Genomic DNA, 21,540 nt, shown 5'->3' with positions numbered 1-21,540 from the left:
CCCGTGGGCCGCCTCCGCAGATGCCGATCAATAGAAGGGTGAACGGCAGGCCTTGTAGTAACCACGGCTGGCGAGGAACTCGTTGGTGCGCGGATTGTAGGACCGGTAGCGATTGAGGCACCAGTCGACATGCCGGCGCCAGACAGAGCGCGGCGGCCGATGACGCGGCTCCGAATAGGACGGCGGCGGTGGCGGCCGGTAATGCGGCGGGCGGTAACCCGGCTCGTCATCATAATATGGCGGCGGCGGCGGTGGCGGCCTGTAGCGCGGCGGTGGGCGATAGCGCGGCGGCGGCTCGTCCCAGGTCTCGTAGCAACCAGAAAAATCACAAACCAGATCGACTTTTTCGACCCCGGCCTGGCTCTGGACTTGCGGTCGTGCCGGAGCCGGAACAGCGGCCTCCGCCATCGATATGCATGACTGGGCGCCGAGAAGCACCAGAGCCATGACGACACGCTTTTTCAACATCGTCTCATTTCCTTGGTTCAGAAAGCTGACCTTTGTTCATGATGCAGGCGCGAACCGGCACCGCATCGACCCACGCAATGAGTGCGCTGATCACGGCTTTTTCACGACCCCGTCATTAGCGACCCGGGGAAGAACACCGCCACTTGTCACAGGTTTTTGCAGGATGACATGAATTCTTCAAAAAGCCGGTTGACACCTGAGGGCTGCCCCAGTACATCGCTCCTCGTCGCCCAGATGGCGGAATTGGTAGACGCGCCAGCTTCAGGTGCTGGTACTCGAAAGGGTGTGGAGGTTCGAGTCCTCTTCTGGGCACCAATTTCCTTTCAGATCAAGGCTTTGCCTTTGTCTGGAAGCATCATAAAAAGCCCGGCTCGCCGGGCTTTTTTGTTGCCTGCAGAATGGCTGGCGGAACCGTTTTGCCGATCTTGCAGTTTTCAGGCTTTCCCCGCCCCACCGTGCCAGAGGATCCCATGGAAGACACCGTCGCCATCGACAACCGCAGCGACTTTGCCCTTTGGGCAATCGAGCGCGCCAAGGAAATTGTCGCGCTGGAAGGGACGGCGCTGGCGCTGGCCGCGCGGGACATGGACGAAGAATCACTGCGCGACGCAGGGCAGAAGCTGGGCGCTGCAATCAGCGAAGCGATGCTGGAAGTGTTCGACGGGCTGCTCGGCCAGGAGTGAAATCCGGCTCGACGTTACCGAAGCCCCCGAAGCTCAGTCGATGACGCGGGGATTGACGCCCGGATACCACATGCGGCCGCTTCTTGGCGGCTGCGTGCCTTCGTAGACGACACCGTTCTTTTCACAGCGATACACCGTATAGGGCAGCGAATCGCGCAGTTCGCGCCGGTTCGTGTGGCGGGGCGTCACACTGCGGGTTTCGCACGAAAACCCCTCGCCGAACTGCTGGGACGGATCCTGTGGCTTGACGCCCGGCAGGTCCTTGAATTCCTCAGCACCCGCCTCTCCCCATGCAATCCCGGGCCCGGCTGCCAGCGAAGGCGATGCCGCGAGCAGGAGCACAACCGACAGTGCCAGCCACACGGGACTGCGCAGAGGCACAGATGAATGTCGATTCGGCATGGGGTCGGTCATCATGGATTTCCGGTTCGGGACAGGCCCGATATAAGCAGTCGGCCGCAACGCGCCAAGAGTGCCGGCTTCACGTTTCGGCGACGGGGCGGCGATAGCCGGTCGGCTGCTCGTAGAGCCAGCCGATTCTTTGGATGGCATCCTCGAGCGGTTCGCGGGCAACAGTCATTGTGTGGCCATTGGCATGAATCAGGGTCTCGGCGTCTTCCATGATGGCGACATGGCCTTTCCAGAAGACCAGATCGCCGCGACGCAACTCTTCCCGGGTGATGACCGCGCCAAGGCCCGAGGCCTGCATATCGCTGTCGCGCGGGGCGCTGTGCCCGGACAATGCCAGCGACATCTGCACCAGCCCCGAACAATCGATGCCAAAACCCGACTTGCCGCCCCAGAGATAGGGCGTCTCCAGGAAACGGGCTGCGATGGAGACAAAGTCTTCCATTGCCGGATCAGCGATCGGGCGGAGATGGCGCGCGATGATGGCAGAGCCGTCATCCGTCAAGAAATAGCGCGTGCCACGCGTCTCGGCTTCTCCCGAAATCTTGAGCCGGCTACCGATGGAGATTGCCATTCTGGGCGGCAGTTTCATCTCTGGTCCCGGATAGACAAAGGTTCTTGGCACGGTGACGACATGGGTCGGCTCGACTGCGGGGATCAGCGCCTCTTCCGGGAGATAACCGACATAGCCGTCGGACAAGGCCTGGACCCAAGCCACTCCCCCGCTGCGTTCGAAGACACGGACGCCCTCGCCCAGCAGAAGCTCTGTGTCGATGCCGGTGGTCATATCCGGACGCGGGCGAAGGCCCACAACGGGGCGGCCGATCATGGCCGGCTCAGGCGCGACAAAGCGCGTGGCCTCCACCTGACCCTTGAGGGCGATGTCGGCGAGATCCGGGCGGAAGGCGGCAAGACGCCGGTCGAGCATGGGCATTCTCCGTCAGCCGAGCTTGCGGCCGGTGGCGATGACGCGATCGCCGAGCTTTTCAAGATAAAGCGCACCGGCAACGGTGCGCTTGACGATGACACTGCGGCGATCGAGGTCATCCCGGACCCGATCGACGAGGCCCATCTGGCCAAGCGTATCGAGGGCGCGAGTGATCACCGGCTTGGTAACGTTCAAGGTGGCAGCGAGGCCGCGCACGGTATGCGGTGGCGGCACGAGATAGATTTCGAGCAGAACGGCGAGCTGGCGCAAGGTGAGGTCGCGCGCATCCTCGCGGACCTGCTCCAGGGTTACCTTGTGCCAGAGCCCCAGCGCCTGGCTCGCGGTCATTTCGATGCCCATGCCGTATCCCGACATCCGGCGGAGCAACCCCTGCCCCACTTCCTGCGACCATCATTCAGGCTCGGCGCGCCTGAGGCAAGAGGTGCCCGACAAAATCAACGCTCAGTTGCCGCCGAGATAGCGGTAGAGGGCGCGGATGGCCTGCGCCTCCCCGCCAACCGGCGAGTGAGCACGTTCACTGGACGACCAGCCGAAGATATCGAAATGGGCCCAGGAGCGGCCCGGCGAGACGAAGCGCTTGAGGAAGAGCGCTGCCGTGATGGCGCCGGCCATGCCGCCGGAGGGCGCATTGGTCAGGTCGGCGATCTGGGCCTTCAGCATGCGCTCATAGCCCTTGTAGAGCGGCATGCGCCACAGCGGATCATCGACGGCGAGGCTCGCGTCGGTGATTGCGTGGGCGAGGTCCTCATCATCGGTGAAGAAGGGCGGCAGGTCGGGGCCAAGCGCCACGCGGGCGGCACCCGTCAGCGTAGCCATGTCGATCAGGAGATCCGGGGCGCTCGCGTCAGCGTAGGCGAGCGCGTCGGCCAGGATCAGGCGGCCTTCGGCATCGGTATTATCGATCTGGACCGTAAGGCCCTTGCGGCTGCGATAGACGTCACCCGGGCGGAACGCGTTTCCGGCGATGGCATTCTCGACGGCGGGAACGATGACGGTCAGATCGACCTTCAGCTTGGCATCCATGATCATCAGGGCAAGGCCGAGCACATTGGCAGCGCCGCCCATATCCTTCTTCATCAGGAGCATGGATGAGGACGGCTTGATATCGAGACCGCCGGTGTCGAAGCTCACTCCCTTTCCGACCAGCGTTACCTTGCGGTGGCCCGCCTTGCCCCAGCGCATTTCGATCAGGCGCGGCGCGACCGTCGAGGCGCGGCCGACGGCGTGGATCAGCGGAAAATTCTGGGCGAGCAGGTCGTCGCCGGCAATGACAGACACCTCGGCCTTGTAGTGGTCGGCCAGCTTGCGGACGGCATCTTCGATGTCGGCCGGGCTCATGTCGTTGGCCGGCGTGTTGATCAGGTCACGAGCCAGGAAAACGCCGGCGATCTGGCGCTTGATGTCGGCAGCGTCGGCATCCTGGGGGATGAGCAGGCGCGGCTCGGTGATCCGCTCGGAGCGATACTTGTCGAAGCTGTAGGCTCCGAGCCCATAGCCAAGCAGAAGGCGGTTGGCGGTGAGCGGCGCCGTTTCGATATGCCACTCGCCCGCCGGCAGGAGGCGGGCAAGCTTGCCGGTGAGATAGGGATTTTCCGACGGGTTGGAGCCGAGGCCCAGGAGCGCGCCGCCGAGATGGCCATCGGCGGCGGGAATCAGGAGCAGGCTACCTGATTCGGCCTTGAAGCCAGTCTTCTTCGCCCAGTCGAGGGCGACCGGATCAAGCGTACCCGTCTCGACATGCGCGGGCGTGACCGCGAAGACCGGCAGGCTCTTGCCGCCCTTGGTGCTGAAGGGAGACGGACGTTCGATCAACTGGAAGGGGGCCATGACTTCAATGCTTTCGTCGGGAGGAATCGCTGGAGCACGATTAACACTCCATTAGGGTTAACGGATTATTGCTTGAGCGGAGATTACGGCAGAGTCGAGAAGCCTGCCGCACGCACAGAATTCGGGGCACGGACATGGTCACTCGGGACAAAGGCACGCGTCGCAGCTTGAAAGTGATGGCAACCGCCGTCACGGTGATCGCGGCGCTTGGCATTTCGGGCTGCGCGAGCAGCAGGAAACCGCTGACGACCGGGTCGATCCCCAAGATGAACAAGCCGGTTGATTCGATGAATGGGCCGGAACTGACGCGGGCAGCCGACAGTATCGGCCAATCCTATGAGCGCAACCCCAAGGACCGCGATATCGGGCTTTCCTATGCCAATGTGCTGATGATGTCGGGCCGCAATGCCCAGGCGCTCGCCGTTATGCAGCAGGTCGCGATCGCCCATCCCAATGATCGCGAGGCGCTGGCCGCCCTTGGCAAGGCCCAGGCTGCCGCCGGGCAGCTGGAGAAGGCGCTCGGCACGATCGGCCGCGCCCAGAGGCCGGACCGGCCCGACTGGCGCCTGTACTCGGCCGAAGGCGCCGTGCTCGACCAGTTGGGGCGCTCCAGCGAAGCGCGCTCACGCTACCGCATGGCGCTTGAGATGCAGCCAAACGATCCAAGCGTGTTGTCCAATCTCGGCATGTCCTACGTGCTTTCGGGCGACCTGAAGTCTGCGGAAAGCAATCTCAGGCAGGCCGCCCAGCAGCCGGGCGCCGACAGCCGCGTGCGGCAGAACCTGGCACTGGTGATCGGTCTTCAGGGCCGTTTCCAGGAGGCCGAACAGATTGCCGCGCAGGAACTCGACCCGCAACAGGCGGCCGCCAACCTGCAATATCTGCGCGGCATGCTCTCCCAGCAGAATTCGTGGAAGCAGCTGGCAAGCGAAGGCAAGACGAAAAAAAGCGGCTGAGGTCTCTGCCTTGCCCCCCCGTTCCCGCACCCCTCAGTCCGGAAAGATCAGGCGGCTTCGGCCGCTGGTCAGATCCCGCAGCAGGTCTGCGGCCTTTTGCTCGTCGCCCTGGCGCAGTGTCACGGTCAGGCGCACGCCTGAGGCCTCGAAGTCCTCGGCCAGCGTCAGATAGGGCAGCGCCAAGAGGCGTGCCTTGACCAGAGCGAGATCGGAGAAACCACATTCGGCCTCTCCCGTCGCCATGGGAATGATCTCGATCTTTTCGGCAAGGCGCAGCATTTCCGCGGCGGTTCCGCCATAGGCGCGCATGAGACCGCCACTGCCGAGCAGAATGCCGCCGAAGAAGCGCGTCACCACGACCACCACGCCATCAAGAGCCTGGCCGTCGATCGCCTGCAGGATCGGCTTTCCGGCCGTGCCCGAGGGTTCGCCATCATCGGAGAACCGATAGGACTGGCCGAGGCGCCAGGCCCAGCAATTGTGATTGGCTGCGGGATCGGATTGCGCCGCGAGAAAGGCCTTTGCCTCATCTTCCGACGCAATCGGTGCGGCGCGCGCGATGAACCGGCTTTTCTTGATGTCGCGGGTCAGATCCACGGGGCCGGAAAGCGTAAACGGCATGTCAGGCCTCGCCTTCTCCGCCTGCGCCGCCGGGACTGGCGCTTCGGGCCTCGTTTTCGCTGAGCCAGATTTCCAGCGCCTTGACCACGGCAAGCCGCAGCGCGGCCTTCATCGCGAGCGCCCGGGCCAGCGACGGGTCGCGGGCGGAGAAACCGAGCTCGCCCATCACGGCGGATGGCGTCAGACGCCTTCTGCGCATGACGGCTTCCATCCTGGCAATGGTCGAGGGCAGAAGATAGCGGCCGTTCGCGATCAGGGTCTCGCCCTTCGGGCCATCCTCCTCGATCATGGCTGGGTCCTGGAGGCCTGCCGGCAGCGCGACAAGGCCACCGGCAGCAGCCGTGGCGCGTGTTTCGGCCGCCACCAGATCGAGAAAGGCGCGGCGCTCCTCAGGCTCGGCCCCGCTCCAGGCTTTCAGCAGTTTCTTCAGTTGGTTGGGCTTGGATTTCTTCGACATCGGATCTTCCGTTCGACCTTGCCTAGCCCGACGCAGACCCGAAGGCGAGAAAAAAAGTCTGTCGCGGCACGCTTTCCGGATCGAGGCAAAATTGCCTTTGCTGGCAGCATGATCGTGACCGCGCAAAGGGAAATTCCGGACACCGCGCATTAGGGAAATCGGCTGCACGGCAAGCAGTCGTTAACCTTTATTTTCTACTGAATAAAGCTCTTCAAGAGTTTTTGTATCCCGTCAGCGTTCAGGTTTTCGATGCATCCTCCCCGTCATAATTCCGCATTACAAAACAATCAGTTGGGCGAGGATCAGGGCATGTCTCGTAACGGTTCGGGTGCAACGCCGTCCAGTCCGCCGCATGGACAGGGCGGCCGGCTGGCCGGCACCGACCAGATGGCCGCCAACCAGATCGAAGGGCATGGCGAGGCGCAGACCTGGCAGTCGGCCTTCGTGCTTGGCCCCAATGTCCGCTTCACCCGCACGCCGGACCGCGTCGCTGCACCGCGCAACCAGCCTGAAACCATCGAACCCATGCAGGTGGCTCGGACGGCCGCTCCGCTGACGCCTCCAGCCCTGTCCGTCACAGCACAGACGAACCCGCAGAGGTCTGCGGCTCCTGTCCAGCCATCCCAGCCGCGCAGCCCCGCTACCACCGGCAATCCCGCCTATTCGGCGCAGCCGTCCGCGCCGGTTGCAAACCGTCATGCCCAGGTCCCCGCAGCGCCGCAGAAGCCACAGGACCGGACACCGGCTTCCGTCGTTCTGCCGCAGCCGCCGGATGCCGTGGGCGCGCGTGCCCTGACCTACAAGCTCCGCCGCGAGCTTGCCCGCCAGCAGGCCGAGCAATCCGCCTGGCAGGCCAGCATGGCAGAGGACCCCGCCCGCCCCTTCGCACCTCAGCCGCCCGCTTCGCAACCGGCACCGCTGGTCCAGGGCATGCGCAGCGTGCTTGCCAGCACGCAATCGGCCACGGTCGGTTCGGTACAGCCGACAGTGCACCCGACCCTGCCGCAGGGCGGGTCACCGGCAGTCGCGCAGCCACAGGTCGGGCAATCCGCGATGCAACAGCCTGCGCCGGCGAGCCCAACGGCAACCCCGGCCGCAGGCACGATCCGTCCGGCGGCGGCACGCAATGCCTTCTTCCGCCCGGCAGTGTCTGCGACCCAGTCGGGACAGCCTCCTGTCCAGCAGGCTCCCGTGCAGCAAGCCCCTGCCCCTCAAGCTCCGGCTCAGACAACTCCGACCTATGGGCCCTATATGACGGTTGGCCGTCCGGTTGGCGCTGTTCTCGCCGCGACGAGCGGCCAGACTTTCGCTCCGGCCGTGTCACAGACGCCGAGCACCGCGCATTCTACAGCGATCCCGGACGCGGTTCCTGCCCCGTCTGCCACTGCGGAGACCCGTCTTCCGATCAGCGCGCTTCTCTCCGATCACATTTTCTTCGAGGCGATGTTCGAACCTGTAGCGGAAGCCCTGCCGCCGACGCCGGTACAAGCTCCGGTGACCATGCCAGCCCCGACTGCCCAGCAGGCGAATTTTGCGCGGCGGGTTGCGCCGACGCCAGTGCCCAAGGTGGAGGTGCGCAAGGTGGAAGTGGTGCGTTATGCGCCGCAGGTGGATAGCGTCGACGTCACACTCCCGGCTGCCCTGTCGACCATCAGGCCGGCATTCGACGCCCCTGAAGGTTCCGTGGTAGCGCTTTACCGGGAGATCGCGCGTCGCGATGTCATAGGGCAATCGTTGATCGCCTCCATGCCGACCGTTCAGCTTCCGGCAGCGGTGATTGCGCCGGTCGTCGCAGCCGCGCATTCGCCCATGGCCTCCATCACCTCTGCACGCCAGCCGTTGTTCAAGGCCCAGGTTGCGCTTGGTGAAGGTGAATACGAACTGCCGCCGATCGACCTCCTGCAGGAGCCGCCGATCCGCACCACGACCACGATGACCGCCGAGGCTCTGGAACAGAGTGCTGGCCTTCTGGAAAGCGTGCTGGAAGATTTTGGCGTCAAGGGCGAAGTGATCGATGTGCGCCCCGGCCCGGTCGTCACGCTCTATGAATTCGAGCCGGCACCGGGTGTGAAATCCTCCCGTGTCATCGGCATCTCCGATGACATCGCCCGCTCCATGTCGGCGCTTTCGGCTCGTGTCGCGGTCGTGCCCGGCCGCAACGTGATCGGCATCGAACTGCCGAACCCCGTACGCGAAACCGTCTATCTGCGCGAACTGATCGAGACGCCTGAGTATTCCGAAAGCCGCTACAAGCTGCCGGTGTGCCTCGGCAAGACCATTGGCGGCGAGTCGGTCATCGCAGAACTTGCGAAGATGCCGCATTTGCTCGTCGCCGGCACCACCGGCTCGGGCAAGTCGGTGGCGATCAACACGATGATCCTGTCGCTGCTCTACCGGTTCCGACCGGATGAGTGCCGGTTGATCATGGTCGATCCGAAGATGCTGGAACTCTCCGTCTACGACGGCATCCCGCATCTGCTCACCCCTGTCGTGACCGACCCGAAGAAGGCCGTGATGGCGCTGAAATGGGCCGTGCGCGAGATGGAGGATCGCTATCGCAAGATGAGCCGCCTCAGCGTGCGCAATATCGACGGCTACAATGCCCGTGCGGCCCAGGCGCGCGAGAAGGGCGAGACGATCACCGTCAGCGTACAGACCGGCTTCGACCGGCAGAGTGGCGAGATCGTCTATGAGGAACAGGAACTCGACCTCTCGCCGATGCCCTATATCGTCGTCGTGGTCGACGAGATGGCCGACCTGATGATGGTGGCCGGCAAGGAGATCGAAGGCGCGATCCAGCGGCTCGCCCAGATGGCGCGTGCAGCCGGCATCCACCTGATCATGGCGACGCAGCGCCCATCGGTCGACGTCATCACCGGCACGATCAAGGCAAACTTCCCGACACGCGTCTCCTTCCAGGTGACCTCGAAGATCGACAGCCGCACCATTCTGGGCGAACCGGGTGCCGAGCACCTGCTTGGCCAGGGCGACATGCTGCACATGGTGGGTGGCGGCCGCATTGCCCGCGTGCACGGCCCCTTCGTTTCCGATGAGGAAGTTGAGAAGGTTGTCGCGCATCTGAAGCTGCAGGGACGGCCGGAATATCTCGGCACCGTGACCGAGGATGCGGATGAGGTCGAAGAGGAGCCGGAAGAGGACACCGCCGTGTTCGACAAGGGCGCGATGGCCGAAGAAGATGGCAATGATCTCTTCGACAAGGCCGTGAAGGTGGTGTTGCGCGACAAGAAGTGCTCGACCTCCTATATCCAGCGCCGCCTGTCGATCGGCTACAACAAGGCCGCCTCACTGGTAGAACGCATGGAGCAGGAAGGCATTGTCGGGCCTGCCAACCATGTCGGCAAGCGGGCGATCATCGTTGGCGGCCGCGAAGTGGCACCTGTCGCCGAAGACTTCGAAGGCTGAGAAACACTGCGGCGGCCGGGACTTGTTTTCCCGGCCGCACACTGTCCAGAATGGATCAGACCGCCGTCCGGGCGAGCAGGTCGATCACGTGTTGCGGACCTGTCGGGACGATGCCCGTCGCGTTCAGCGTCTTGATCGAATAATAGCCCCTGACGATATGGTCCATGTTGACGGTTGCCCGGACGCCCTTCAGACGCAGCACGCGCTCCTGGTAGGCCGAGAGGGCCGGATAATCGGCAATGCGCCGGCGATTGGTCTTGAAGAGGCCATGATAGGCGGCATCAAACCGGATCAGCGTGACGAAGAGGCGGATATCGGCTTCGGTGAAACGGTCACCGAACAGGAAATCCCGCCCGTCCGAGAGCCGCTGTTCCAACTCGTCCAGCATCTGGAATACACCCTCGACCGCTTCATCATAAGCAACCTGCGTCGAGGCGAAGCCGGACTTGTAGACGCCATTGTTCAGGAGGTCGTAGACGCGGGCATTGAGCGCATCGATCTCGTCGCCGATATCCTCCGGGTAGAGCCGGATGTCGGACGGCACCAGGGCTTCGAAGGCCGTATCGAACATGCGGATAATGTCGGCGCTCTCGTTGTTGACCATGGTTCCGGTCTTCTCATCCCATAGAACGGGCACGGTGGCGCGGCCGGTGAAGTCAGGATCGGCGCGGGTATAGAGTTCATGCAGATGTGAGGCACCGAAGAGCGGGTCGGCATCGGCGCCGGGATAGCCGCCGAAGGCCCAGCCCTGGTTCGACAGGGCAGGTGCCACGACAGTAACGCTGATCATGTCTTCGAGACCCTTGAGGGCACGGGCCATCAGCGTGCGCGATGCCCATGGGCAGATATAGGCGATATACAGCCGGTAGCGACCGGCTTCGGCGGCAAAGCCGCCCGTGCCGGTGGGACCTGCACTGCCATCCGGCGTGATCCAGTTGCGGAAGGACGATGTTTGCCGGACGAACCGGCCCTTTTCGTCGGCCTTCTGTACCGGCTGCCAGTCTTCTGTCCACTTGCCATTCACCAACATGATCTTGTCTCCATCGCCGCCTTGCGGGCCAGTCTCTTCGAAGAGGCCCGGCCTCTTCCGCTGGCTCACCATGCGGCAAGGCGCCGTTCAATCAAACCGAAAGTTTCTTGAAAAACTGTTCAACTAAATTGAACGACTGCCGATGATGTTAGTTCAATGGGTTAGGAGGCGGCAAGCTGCGCGCGACTGCCGGGAAAGAGAAGTTCGACGAAACGCTGGGCGGTCGGCTGCGGTTCGTGGTTGGCAAGACCCGGGCGTTCATTGGCTTCGATGAAGACATAATCGGCGTCCGCGGGATCGCGGACCATGAAATCGATGCCGACGACCGGGATCTTGATGGCCCTCGCTGCCCGACAGGCGGCATCGACAAGATCCGGATGCACGGTTGCGGTGACATCATGGATTGTGCCGCCCGTGTGGAGATTGGCAGCCTTGCGGACGGTGATCTCGCGCCCCTCATCGAGGATGGTCTCTAGGTCGAGATCCTGCTCAGCGAGGCAACGCTTCGTCTCGGCATCCACCGGAATACGGCTCTCGCCCCCGGTCGCGGCGGCGCGGCGGCGGGATTGCTGCTCAATCAGCTTGCGGATCGAGGACCGACCATCGCCCATGACGCGTGGCGGGCGACGGACAGCAGCGGCGACGAGTTTGTAATCGATGACAACCAGGCGCAGGTCCTCGCCTTCGAAGCAAGCTTCAAGCAGCACGCGGTCTGACACCTGGCGAGCCTGGCGGATGGCGGCCTGGAGCGCGTCCATCGAGGATATGCCGACCGAGATGCCCCGTCCCTGCTCGCCGCGGGCCGGCTTGACTACCAGCTTGCCATGGGTTTCGAGAAAGGCGCGCTTGTCTTCGTCCGACGCGTCGGCCGAGAGCTGCTGCGGGACGCTAAGGCTGGCTGCCTCGGCAAAGCGGCGGGTCACTGCCTTGTCATCGCAGATCGACATGGCGACCGACGAAGTCAGATCCGAGAGGCTTTCGCGGCAATGAATCGTGCGCCCGCCATGGATCAGGCGGAAGAAGCCGCCTTCGGCGTCTGTCACCTCAACATGGATGCCGCGACGCAGCGCCTCGTCGACAATCAGCCGCGCATAGGGGTTGAGGCTCTCATAGCCTTCCACGGGCTGGGCGAAGAACTTCTCGTTGATGGCGTTCTTACGTTTGACAGCAAAGAGCGGCACGCGACGGAAGGCGAGCTTTTCATAAAGGCCGATCGCCTTTTTATTGTCGTGCAGAACCGAGAGATCGACATAGGCGATGCCGCGGGCCTGGTAATGTTCGGCGAGCGTGCGCACCAGCCCCTCACCGATGCCCGGCTGGCGGGCCTGCGGATGGACGGCGAGGCACCACAGTGAAGCACCGCGCTCGGGATCATCGAACAGGCGCTGATGGTCAATACCGGTGACGGTGCCGATGATCTGGCCGGTCGCATCGTCCTGGGCGACGAAATAGGTGACGGGGCGGCTGTCGCGATCCCCGGCGAAGAAGTCCTCGCGCACCTGGATCATGCCGCAAGAGGCATAGACGGCATTGATGCCGGCGGCATCTGCCTCGGATGCCAGCCTGCGAATGGTGACGCCACGCGGGCGACGGCCGCCGGCGCGATAGGTGGAAAGATCGAGGCGAAACGTGTGTGACGGATCAAGAAAGATTTCCTGCGGTGCCTGGGCAAGCAGCACATGCGGGTCGCGGACATGGAAGGCGATATCCCGCGCATCGGGCGCTTCTTCGCGCAGCGCATGGAGGAGGTCTTCGTAACGATCAAAGGTCTGGGTGAAGAGCAGACGTCCCCAGCCGCAATCAAGCGCGATATTGCGGCCCGGTGCATCAGCCGCCTCAACACTCCGTCCGGCCTGACTGAAACCGCCGTCGCCGGGCGATCTCAGCCGGGTGAGGCGATGGGAGAGTGCGCTGCCGCGCCTTGGCTTGCGCGGCGCGGTCGCTGCTTTCTTCTGCGCATTGTTCACGTCAAACCTCCTGGGCCTGTAGCCACATTTCAAGTAGGCCCGCCTGCCACAGTTCAGACCCCTGCAGTGGGGTGATATGCGATGCCGGGTCGGCGATCAGGCGGTCGATATAGGTCTTCTGGAACAGGCCGCGCTCGCGGGCAGCACTCGACGAGAGGGCGTCGCGCAGCATGTCGAGATAGGGCCCGGCGATGTATTTGAGCTGCGGCACCGGGAAGTAGCCCTTCTTGCGGTCGATGACCTCGGAGGGGATGACCTTGCGGGCGACATCCTTCAGGATGCCCTTGCCGCCATCGCGCAGTTTCTCTTCCGGGGGCATGCGGGCGGCGAGCTCAACCAGTTCGTGATCGAGGAAGGGAACGCGCGCTTCCAGACCCCAGGCCATGGTCATGTTGTCCACGCGCTTGACCGGATCATCGACCAGCATAACGGAGCTGTCGAGGCGGAGGGCCTGATCGACGGGCGTATCGGCGCCTTCGCGCAGCAGATGCTCGCGCAACAACTCGCCGCTGACATCCTCGCCGATCCAGTGGTCCTGGAGTTGTGTCTTCAAGGTTTCGTGCGAGCGATCACGGAAAGCGCGACCATAGTCTGTCACGACGTCCCTGGAGCCGACCAGCGGAGGGTACCAGTGGTAACCGCCGAAGACCTCGTCAGCACCCTGGCCCGATTGCACGACCTTGATGTGCTTCGAGACTTCCTTGGACAGAAGATAGAAGCCGACATTATCGTAGGAGACCATGGGTTCGGACATGGCGGCGATGGTGCCCGGCAAGGCCTCCATCAGGTCTGCGGAGGGCACGAAGATCTTGTGGTGATCGGTGCCGAAACGTTTCGCGATCAAGTCTGAATAGCCGAATTCGTCGCCCTTCTCGCCATTGGCTTCCTCGAAGCCGACGGAAAAGCTCATCAGCCCGGTCTGGCCGGCCTCGGCCAAAAGGCCGACAATGAGGCTGGAATCGACGCCGCCTGACAGAAGCACACCGACCGGCACATCCGCGATCATCCGGCGCTTGACGGCGAGCCGGAGCGCATCGAGCAGACGCTCCTGCCACTCCTCGCGGGTGACCGAGCGATCCTCAGGCCGACGCGTATAGGGCGTGTCCCAGTAGCGGGTTTCCGTGAAGCTTCCATCCTGTTCATAGACGCGGATGGTTGCCGGTGGCAGCTTGCGAACCCCGGCATAGATGGTGCGCGGGGGCGGCACGACGGCGTGGAAGCTCATGTAATTGTGAAGCGCTGCGACATCGATCGACGTATCGACACCGCCCGCCTTGACGATGGCTGGAAGCGACGAGGCGAAGCGCAGACCGCCGGAAACCTCGGCGAGGTAGAGCGGCTTGATGCCGAAGCGGTCGCGGGCCATGACGAGGCGGCCGGTTTCGCGTTCATGAATGACGAAGGCGAACATGCCGTGGAAGCGTGAGACGCAATCCGTGCCCCAGGCATGCCAGGCCTTAAGGATGACCTCGGTATCGCCGTCGGAGAAGAAGCGGTAGCCCTTGGCCTGCAGTTCGGCGCGCAACTCGCGGAAATTGTAGATGCAACCGTTGAAGACCAGCGAGAGGCCGAGATCCGGATCGATCATCGGCTGCTGCGACTTGTCGGAGAGATCGAGAATGCGCAATCGTCGATGACCAAGGCCGACATTGCCCCTGACCACAACACCGGCCGAGTCCGGCCCGCGCGGTGCAAGCACATCCGCCATGATCGAAACGGCTGCCACCGACGGGGACGCCCCGTCGAATCTCACTTCTCCACAAATGCCACACATGAACTTGGCTGAAACCTCCGTTGGACGATTAAACGAAAGGTGCCGTCGCCCCGGTTTCGATCCGGGTTGCGACGGACACGCATTCGGCTAATGGCCGACGGGTTCCATTGTTCCAAAATTTCTGGGGGGGGGGGCAGCGCCGATCGCCTTTGGTGGATGCGGAGCGCTGACGCGGCAGGCTTACGGCTTGTGCGCGCCGTGACCTTGATGACCGTGCCCTTCTGTATGTCCCGTTCCGTCTTCGGCGCTCTCGACCAGAACGGTCCCCTCAAAGCTTGCAAAGAGGGCGAGGGTCTCCGGCGCAAGAGACGCCTCCGCCTCGGCAACATGATGGGCCAGGTGACCGGCATCGCCTTCGGGAACGCCGATCTTCTGCAGCACCGCAGCATCTTTCAGGCTATCGCCGCTGCAGAGGTGGATGCTCCAGCCTTCGCCCTTGCGCTTCAACAGCGCCCGACCGCCTTTGCCACCTTGCGTCCATCCGGCAATCGCCCAATCGCCAGCGGAAACAACTGGCTCGACAGTGAGCGGGCGGTCCTGCGTCTCGAAGATGGCCTTGAGTTTTGCGGTAATGTCAGCCGTTGCATCGCCCGTTGGCGTCGGTGCAGCATCCGTCGAATGCGCGGTCGGCTGGGTATGCTTATGGCCGGAATTGGCGTGTGCCGGGATCTGGATCGCAAGGGCGATCATGGCCGTGGCGAGGATAAGCTTTTTCATGACAATACCTCGGTTGGAATTGCAGGGTGACCGGAGTCCTCAGAGACGAGGCCTCCGATGCCGGATTAGCTCAGCGCCTTTTTCAGCGGCGCGACATGGCGAAGGACGAGCAGGTCGAGCAGCAGGACCGCCACCAGCACAGCGCCGGACAGCGGGAAGAGCAGCGAGACCGCCAGCATGACGATGGCGCCGGTCTTCCACAGCGGACCAGGCTCGGGGACGGTTGGTGCTACAAGGCGGGTGGCGCCCTTGGGACGACGCTTCCACCACATGACAAAGCCACTGACCGACAGGAAGATGATCGACAGACAGAAGACGGTGACCAGGATCAGGTTCCAGAGACCCATGTCCCCTTCGTGGAAAGCGATGCCGGCGGCCATGGCCTTGCCGGCGACGCCGTAATCGGCAAAGCCGACATCGGCCAGGATGCGGCCGGTATACTGGTCGACATGCACGGTGCGGTCCATCAAGGGATTGGCGCTGTCATTGCTCATCGTGTCGCGGGCGATTGTCCAGACGGCCGTCTCATCACCCGGGAAAGCCAGCTGGAAACGCTGGTCGAAGCCGAGGCTGCGGGCGAGCGTGACGATGGCATCGAGGGTGACGGGCTGGCCTTCCGGTGTGCCGGTCACACCAGCATCAGAGCCGGAGGCGGGCATCGGCGTCTGTTCCAGCGTCCATGGGACATCCTTGATGCCGCCGTGATTCATGCTGGCATGGGTCTTGTCCGAGAGCGGAACATTATCCCACTTTTCTGCCGGGAAGGTGCTCCAGGCCTGGGTGAACTTCTCGCCCCAGATGCCGGCCCAGGTGAGGCCGGAGAGGAGGAAGACGACAAGCAGCAGCGAGGCATAGAAGCCGATCGACAGATGCAGCGACTTCCACAGCTGGCGGCCCTTGGCCGAGAATTGCGGAACCAGCACCGAGCCGAAGCCACGACCATCACGCGGCCACCACAGGTAAAGGCCAGTGACGACAAGCATGATGCCGAAGCCGGCGGCAATCTCGATCAGGCGGTCGCCGAGATCACCGATCAGGAGCGTGCCATGGATCGTGTCGGCGAGATCGTAGAGGCCATTGCGACGCTCCCAACTGCCGAGGACCTCGGCCTTGTAAGGGTCGATCGCGACCATGAACGAGGCTTCGCCCTGATTAACACGGAAGATAGCGGCGCCGGTTTCCGTGCGCGGTGCAATGTATTGCACGATCTGGCCGGGGATTTCGCGCACTGCGGCCTCGGCCTGAAGCGAGGTGGCAGCGATGGTTGTCTGCGGCTCGATTGTAAAGGTCTTCTCACCGTCTCGACCATAGATCGTCGCCGTCCAGAGCATGATCAGGCCGGTGACGGCGAGCATGATCAGGAAGGGCGCGACATAGAGGCCGGCATAGAAATGCCAGCGCCAGGCGGTGATATAGAAGCGGCGGGCCATGCCTGCAGCCTGCGCCGGTGAAGCGGAGTGGTCGGTAACGACGGACATTGAATAACCTTTGTATTGGGGTCGGTGAAAAATCAGGACAGCGCGCGATCGCCGGCTGCGACCCGAGCCAGATTGGCAGGCTCGAGAAGCGTGACGAGATCGTTGTGCTGGATGTCGATGAGCCCGGCCTTTTTGAGCCGGGTGAAGCAGCGGCTAACCGTCTCGACGGTCAGGCCGAGCCAATCGGCCAGATCGGTCCGGGTGGGGTAAAGATGGAAGGTCACGGCGCCGCGCTTTTTCTGCCGCGCCGGGCGACCGAACTGGCCGGCAAGATCAAGGACGGCGGAGGCGACGCGCTCGGGCGCGGTCTTGCGACCGAGCAGCATGGCGAGCGCCTGTGAGCGGGCGAGGGTTTCGGTGAGCGCGACTTCGAGATCGCTTGCAGCCAAAGGCTCCGCGACGACCTCAAGCCGGGTGAAGCCGAGGGTTTCCGCCGAGTGACGATTGCGATCACCGGCACCAAGACCAATGATGCGACCCGGTCCGACCAGATCGATCACCTGCCGGCGACCATCCGAGAGGGTCTGAAACGTGGCGACGCAGCCATCCACCACACGATAACGCGGCGAGCGGGCGAAGCCTTCGAGGAAGACGACGGTGCGGGGCGGCAGAAGCGAACCGGTGGCATCCTTGTGGAACGGCCGGTCGGCATTGCGAAGGAGTGCGGGTAGAGGCGCGATCGGCACCTCCCCGGCATGGACGGGCATCTGCAACATGGTTCACATCCGATGGTGACCGGACATGCATCAGCTGCACGCATCCCGGCCTGATTGACGAATGACCGCAACAAGTGCGGCCGAACGGTCGGTCAGGCGATGACGGGTGGTGCGCGAGGAGCGCTGCTGGGCGGGAAGAGCTGGCGGTAGTGCGCCTCTGCGGGCTTTGGCAGAATGATTTCGCCGGCTGCGGCGAGGCGAATGCCGACGGTGTCCGACGGCTCGGGCAACAGGGCCGTTGCGCTTATACGGCAGGCTTCGCAATCAGATTTCGCCACATGCGGCTTGACCTTGCCGTCTGCATCCGTGCCCGGCAGGCAGAGCTCGGGCACTGTGCCATCAGGCAGGGTGAGCGCGGCGATTTCGGCGGGGGAAAAGGATGTTTCGACAGTTCCTGCCGGGCGATGGGCGAGCCCCAACAGGACAAGCGCGACGACGCAGAGCATGCGTATCGCGTGTTCAAGCCTGTTTTTGCTGACCCATGCGGCCATGCCTATCCCCTTGATCCCGTCGAGCGATAGCATTGGCTCTTGCGGTTCACAAGAGCGCGAAACTGTCGCAAGGCAAAGCGCCAACCGACTGGTACGTGGTGCGCTCTGCAAGCGTTGTCGTCACCGCTCCGGGGCTCTCGGCCCATATCTCGCAGGGCGGTCAGCCGGTCTCGATCGTCTCGCGAAGCCAGCCGAGAAAGACATCCACGGCGCGCTTGCGTTTTCGGCGGAGGGGCACGACGACATAATAGGCCCCTTTTGGTGTCAACGACATCTCGGTGAGCCGGATCAATCGCTTCTGCACCAGGAGATCATCAACCAGCTGTTTCCAGCCGAGTGCGATCCCCTGCCCGTTCAGAGCAGCGTGGATCGCTTCCGTATAGAAACTGCAGCGAAAGCCCCGGATCTTGCGCGGCGTGGAAACCCCGAATTCAGACAGCCAGTCTGGCCAGCCAATCCACAGCGGATCATCCGTCTGATCGGCGATCAAGGGATAGGAGAGAAGGTCGCCGGGCGCCGTCAGCCGCTCAGGCTCGGCCAGAAAATCGGGATGGCAGACGGGGAAGACCTCGTCGGTAAACAGGCGTTCCGCCTCACAATTCGGCCATGCCCTATCGCCGAAGCGGATGGCAAGATCGACTTCGCCTTCGTCGAGCGAAGGCATTGCATCCTGCGAGACGATCCGCAGGCGGATTTCCGGATAAGCACGGGCAAAATGCGAGATACGCGGGAGCAGCCAGAACTGCGAGAAGGCAACCGTTGCGGAGATCGCGAGTTCATCTTCCGCCTCGTCCTTGCGCAGTTCGGCGGTGGCCTCCGAAAGCAGGGAAAAGGCCTGGCTTGTCGCCGTTGCCAGAATGCGCCCCTTGTCGGTGAGGACCACCTTGCGATGATGGCGGTGAAAAAGGGCAGTGCCGAAATCCAGCTCAAGCGCATGGATCTGGCGGCTGACGGCGGCCTGGGTGACACCGAGCTCTGCGGCTGCACGGGTGAAGCTGCCGAGCCTTGCCGCAGCCTCGAAAACGGTCAGTGCCGTCAGGGGTGGCAGCGTTCTGCGCAAGCTTTTCATCAGACTTCAAAACCCCGTTTGCCGGGACCAGCTTCGCATTACTTCTGGTAATGTCAACGCAGCTTATTTGTAGAGTTGAAAAGCGCCCGCGGGCTGCGATCATCGGGGTTCTCCAATGATCAGGGCGCATCATGCTGAACAGCTTCTCCTCCCCCATTTCGAGCCTTCTTGACCAGCGCGCTGCTGGGTGCTCCCTCCCGGCCGGTCTCTACACCCGCGAGGACGTTTTCCAAGCGGATCTCGATGTCTTCTTTGCCAAGCACTGGATCTATGTGGGCCTGGAATGCGAAGTGCCGGAGGCCGGCGATGCGATTACGCTCGATATCGGGCCTGCAAGCATCATCATTCTCCGCGACGACGACAATGCGATCCGCGTGGTTCGGAATGTCTGTCGTCATCGCGGCGCACGCCTGCTCGATGCCGGGCCGAGCATCATCTCGAAACTGGTCTGTCCCTATCACCAGTGGACCTACGAGCTTTCCGGCGAGCTCTCCTATGCGCCGCATATGGGCAAGGATTTTGACAAGAGCTGTCGCAGTCTGAAGCCTGTGCATTTCCGTTCCATCGGCGGGCTGATCTATGTCTGTCTTTCGGACGAACCGCCTGAAGATATCAACAGGCTTGAAGAGGTGATGGAGCCGCGGCTCGCACCCTATGACATCCGCAATGCCAAGGTTGCCCATCAGGTCGACGTGATCGAAGAGGGCAACTGGAAGCTGACGATGGAGAACAATCGGGAGTGCTACCATTGTTCGGCCAACCATCCGGAACTCTGCGTGTCCTTCATCGACCTCGATTTCGGCTTCGACCCGGAGAGCCTGAGCGCCGACGACCTGAAGATGGCCGAAACGCATTTCGCCATGTACGAGGCGCGCACCCAAAGTTGGGAGGCGGACGGTTTTCCGTCGCAGACGGTTGAGCAGACGCGGGACTGCGCGACGAACTTCCGAACCCAGCGGCTGATCATCGCGGGGGCAGGCGAATCCCAGACCGAGGATGCGACCGCCGCCTCGTCCAAGCTGCTCGGCCACATGACACGCAAGGACCTGGGCGACACGCATCTGTGGGGCCACAATGCCTGGAACCATTTCATGGGCGACCATGCCGTGACCGCCATGGTCATTCCGCTCTCCGCAGACCGAACGCTGGTGCGCACCAAGTGGCTCGTTCACAAGGATGCCGTGGAAGGGGTCGATTACGACCTGCACAAGCTGACCCATGTCTGGATCGAGACAACCGAGCAGGATGCCGGACTTGTCGAGCGGTCACATGCCGGCGTGTCTGACCCGGCCTATGAGCCGGGCGTCTATTCGCCCTTCAGCGAGCGGGCGCTTGATGACTTTGCCACCTGGTATATCGACCGGCTGCGCGCCCATGGCTACTGAAATGCAGCAGGCAGGTATTGCCCAGAGCGCCGGATCATGGTGGGATCCTGAGGTGGATGACGCGCTTATCTGCATCGATGTTCACGATGAAACCCATGACGTGAAAAGCTTCACCTTCGTCTCGCCGCAGGGCAAGGCGATCCGGTTCGCGGCAGGGCAATACTTCCTGTTCGAGCCTGATATCGATGGCAAGGACAATGGCCGCTGCTACAGCATCTCGTCTTCCCCGCTGAGGCCGAATGCCATCACCGTGACGACAAAACGGGTGGCGGGCGGCAAAGTGTCGAACTGGATGCACGATACCCTGCGGGCCGGCATGCAGATCAAGGCGAGCGGCCCGATGGGGCGTTTCATCCGACCGGCGGCGAAGGGCTATGTCTTCCTGTCCGGTGGTTCGGGCATCACGCCTGTCATGTCCATGCTGCGGGAGATTGCGGATCGGGCGGAGCCGACAGATGTCGTGTTTCTGCATGCGGGCCGCAGCCCGAAGGACCTGGTGTTTCGCGAGGAGCTGGCGCTGCTGGCGCGCCGGATGAAGGGCGTGCGGCTGCTGTTCCTGCCCGAGGAGATTTCCACGGACAGGGCCTGGCATGGGTTCAGCGGGCGGATTTCGCGAGAGCTGATGGCACTCGCCATTCCCGACATTGCCGAGCGGGTGGTGATGTGCTGCGGACCGGCCCCCTTCATGGCGGCGGCCCGGACGATCTGCACCTCTCTCGGTGTCAGCGAGGACCGCTATATCGAAGAAAGCTTCGACGCAGCCGTGATCGAGGATGCGCCGGCACCGGCTATGGAGGCTGTCGCCGCCAAAAGCTTCGAGGTTCGGTTTGCCAAGCAGGGCAAGGCGATTGCCGTCTGCAGCGACCAGACCGTGCTTTCCCAGGCCAAGAAGGCGGGGCTGCGCATTCCCTCGTCCTGCGCCAACGGCATTTGCGGGACCTGCAAGTCGAAACTCGTCAGCGGCACGGTCGATATGCAGCATGACGGCGGGATCAGGCAGCGGGAAATCGATGCCGGCTTTTTCCTGCCCTGCTGTTCCAAGCCTTTGAGCGACCTCGTCGTCGACCGGTAGCGTCGGCCGATCATCTCCCAAGCAGTGACCTTCAGGGCGCCGGCCAGCC

General features: G+C 63.1%; 20 protein-coding genes and 1 tRNA gene. 6 read left to right on the top strand and 15 right to left on the bottom strand.

What is annotated here, in order from left to right; all coding sequences use genetic code 11:
- Nucleotides 1–27 precede the first annotated feature (27 nt).
- On the bottom strand, nt 28–468 hold the full coding sequence (locus ACSV9I_RS20150; RefSeq protein ID WP_438330540.1) for a BA14K family protein: 441 nt from the start codon (nt 466–468) through the stop codon (nt 28–30).
- 228 nt (nt 469–696) lie between these two features.
- On the opposite strand from ACSV9I_RS20150, the gene ACSV9I_RS20145 reads away from it, so the two are divergent.
- A tRNA-Leu gene (locus ACSV9I_RS20145) sits at nt 697–783 on the top strand.
- Between the two features lie 155 nt (nt 784–938).
- Entirely contained in the window at nt 939–1,151 is a 213-nt protein-coding gene (locus ACSV9I_RS20140; protein ID WP_054156394.1) for a hypothetical protein, read from the top strand.
- A gap of 33 nt (nt 1,152–1,184) precedes the next feature.
- Here the strand turns inward: ACSV9I_RS20140 and ACSV9I_RS20135 are convergent, their stop codons facing one another.
- The 4 genes from ACSV9I_RS20135 to ACSV9I_RS20120 all read right to left on the bottom strand — a co-directional run bounded on the left by ACSV9I_RS20135 (nt 1,185) and on the right by ACSV9I_RS20120 (nt 4,335).
- Nucleotides 1,185–1,553, bottom strand: a complete 369-nt coding sequence (locus ACSV9I_RS20135) for a hypothetical protein (RefSeq protein ID WP_438330539.1) — start codon at nt 1,551–1,553, stop codon at nt 1,185–1,187.
- A gap of 79 nt (nt 1,554–1,632) precedes the next feature.
- The gene (locus tag ACSV9I_RS20130; RefSeq protein WP_438330538.1) at nt 1,633–2,493 is read right to left on the bottom strand and encodes an NlpC/P60 family protein; all 861 of its coding nucleotides are present in this window, start codon (nt 2,491–2,493) and stop codon (nt 1,633–1,635) included.
- A 6-nt stretch (nt 2,494–2,499) separates the two neighbouring features.
- Nucleotides 2,500–2,847, bottom strand: a complete 348-nt coding sequence (locus ACSV9I_RS20125) for a MarR family transcriptional regulator (RefSeq protein WP_054156396.1) — start codon at nt 2,845–2,847, stop codon at nt 2,500–2,502.
- 102 nt (nt 2,848–2,949) lie between these two features.
- Nucleotides 2,950–4,335 carry a leucyl aminopeptidase family protein gene (locus tag ACSV9I_RS20120; protein WP_054156397.1) on the bottom strand — a complete coding sequence of 462 codons (1,386 nt, stop codon included), beginning with the start codon at nt 4,333–4,335 and terminating at the stop codon, nt 2,950–2,952.
- A gap of 134 nt (nt 4,336–4,469) precedes the next feature.
- On the opposite strand from ACSV9I_RS20120, the gene ACSV9I_RS20115 reads away from it, so the two are divergent.
- Entirely contained in the window at nt 4,470–5,291 is an 822-nt protein-coding gene (locus ACSV9I_RS20115; RefSeq protein ID WP_438330537.1) for a tetratricopeptide repeat protein, read from the top strand.
- A gap of 33 nt (nt 5,292–5,324) precedes the next feature.
- On the opposite strand, the gene ACSV9I_RS20110 is transcribed toward ACSV9I_RS20115, so the two are convergent.
- Together ACSV9I_RS20110 and ACSV9I_RS20105 are read right to left on the bottom strand one after the other, a co-directional pair.
- Nucleotides 5,325–5,912: an IMPACT family protein gene (locus ACSV9I_RS20110; protein WP_054156399.1), complete on the bottom strand. Its 588-nt coding sequence runs from the start codon at nt 5,910–5,912 to the stop codon at nt 5,325–5,327.
- A gap of 1 nt (nt 5,913) precedes the next feature.
- Nucleotides 5,914–6,369, bottom strand: a complete 456-nt coding sequence (locus ACSV9I_RS20105) for a hypothetical protein (protein ID WP_438330536.1) — start codon at nt 6,367–6,369, stop codon at nt 5,914–5,916.
- Nucleotides 6,370–6,678: 309 nt separating this feature from the next.
- Between ACSV9I_RS20105 and ACSV9I_RS20100 the strand changes: the two genes are divergently transcribed.
- Entirely contained in the window at nt 6,679–9,792 is a 3,114-nt protein-coding gene (locus tag ACSV9I_RS20100) for a DNA translocase FtsK (protein ID WP_438330535.1), read from the top strand.
- Between the two features lie 55 nt (nt 9,793–9,847).
- Here the strand turns inward: ACSV9I_RS20100 and ACSV9I_RS20095 are convergent, their stop codons facing one another.
- The 8 genes from ACSV9I_RS20095 to ACSV9I_RS20060 all read right to left on the bottom strand — a co-directional run bounded on the left by ACSV9I_RS20095 (nt 9,848) and on the right by ACSV9I_RS20060 (nt 19,034).
- Nucleotides 9,848–10,822: a glutathione S-transferase family protein gene (locus ACSV9I_RS20095; RefSeq protein ID WP_438330534.1), complete on the bottom strand. Its 975-nt coding sequence runs from the start codon at nt 10,820–10,822 to the stop codon at nt 9,848–9,850.
- A 161-nt stretch (nt 10,823–10,983) separates the two neighbouring features.
- Nucleotides 10,984–12,789, bottom strand: a complete 1,806-nt coding sequence (gene ngg, locus ACSV9I_RS20090; RefSeq protein ID WP_438330533.1) for an N-acetylglutaminylglutamine synthetase — start codon at nt 12,787–12,789, stop codon at nt 10,984–10,986.
- Between the two features lies 1 nt (nt 12,790).
- Nucleotides 12,791–14,563 carry an N-acetylglutaminylglutamine amidotransferase gene (locus ACSV9I_RS20085; RefSeq protein WP_438330532.1) on the bottom strand — a complete coding sequence of 591 codons (1,773 nt, stop codon included), beginning with the start codon at nt 14,561–14,563 and terminating at the stop codon, nt 12,791–12,793.
- Nucleotides 14,564–14,743: 180 nt separating this feature from the next.
- Nucleotides 14,744–15,280, bottom strand: a complete 537-nt coding sequence (locus ACSV9I_RS20080) for a copper uptake system-associated protein (RefSeq protein ID WP_438330531.1) — start codon at nt 15,278–15,280, stop codon at nt 14,744–14,746.
- Between the two features lie 65 nt (nt 15,281–15,345).
- A complete protein-coding gene (locus ACSV9I_RS20075) occupies nt 15,346–16,758 on the bottom strand; it encodes a PepSY-associated TM helix domain-containing protein (RefSeq protein WP_438330530.1) in 1,413 nt (470 codons plus the stop codon).
- 32 nt (nt 16,759–16,790) lie between these two features.
- Nucleotides 16,791–17,474: a helix-turn-helix domain-containing protein gene (locus ACSV9I_RS20070; RefSeq protein WP_438330529.1), complete on the bottom strand. Its 684-nt coding sequence runs from the start codon at nt 17,472–17,474 to the stop codon at nt 16,791–16,793.
- Between the two features lie 92 nt (nt 17,475–17,566).
- Complete coding sequence (locus ACSV9I_RS20065; protein WP_438330528.1) at nt 17,567–17,965, bottom strand: hypothetical protein; 399 nt, start codon at nt 17,963–17,965, stop codon at nt 17,567–17,569.
- A gap of 160 nt (nt 17,966–18,125) precedes the next feature.
- Nucleotides 18,126–19,034, bottom strand: coding sequence for a LysR substrate-binding domain-containing protein (locus ACSV9I_RS20060; RefSeq protein WP_438330527.1), 909 nt, complete (start codon nt 19,032–19,034; stop codon nt 18,126–18,128).
- 131 nt (nt 19,035–19,165) lie between these two features.
- Here ACSV9I_RS20060 and ACSV9I_RS20055 point away from each other — a divergent pair, with 131 nt between their 5' ends.
- Both ACSV9I_RS20055 and ACSV9I_RS20050 read left to right on the top strand, forming a co-directional pair.
- Nucleotides 19,166–20,419: an aromatic ring-hydroxylating oxygenase subunit alpha gene (locus ACSV9I_RS20055; protein ID WP_438330526.1), complete on the top strand. Its 1,254-nt coding sequence runs from the start codon at nt 19,166–19,168 to the stop codon at nt 20,417–20,419.
- On the top strand, nt 20,409–21,491 hold the full coding sequence (locus ACSV9I_RS20050) for an FAD-binding oxidoreductase (protein WP_438330525.1): 1,083 nt from the start codon (nt 20,409–20,411) through the stop codon (nt 21,489–21,491). The genes ACSV9I_RS20055 and ACSV9I_RS20050 overlap by 11 nt, the downstream gene beginning before the upstream one ends.
- Nucleotides 21,492–21,540: the final 49 nt, after the last annotated feature.

Source organism: Rhizobium sp. G187, from assembly GCF_051549525.1.
Taxonomy (GTDB): Bacteria; Pseudomonadota; Alphaproteobacteria; order Rhizobiales; family Rhizobiaceae; genus Allorhizobium.
Note: the sequence above shows the minus strand (reverse complement) of the source record. Positions and strands in the feature narration are given on the sequence as shown.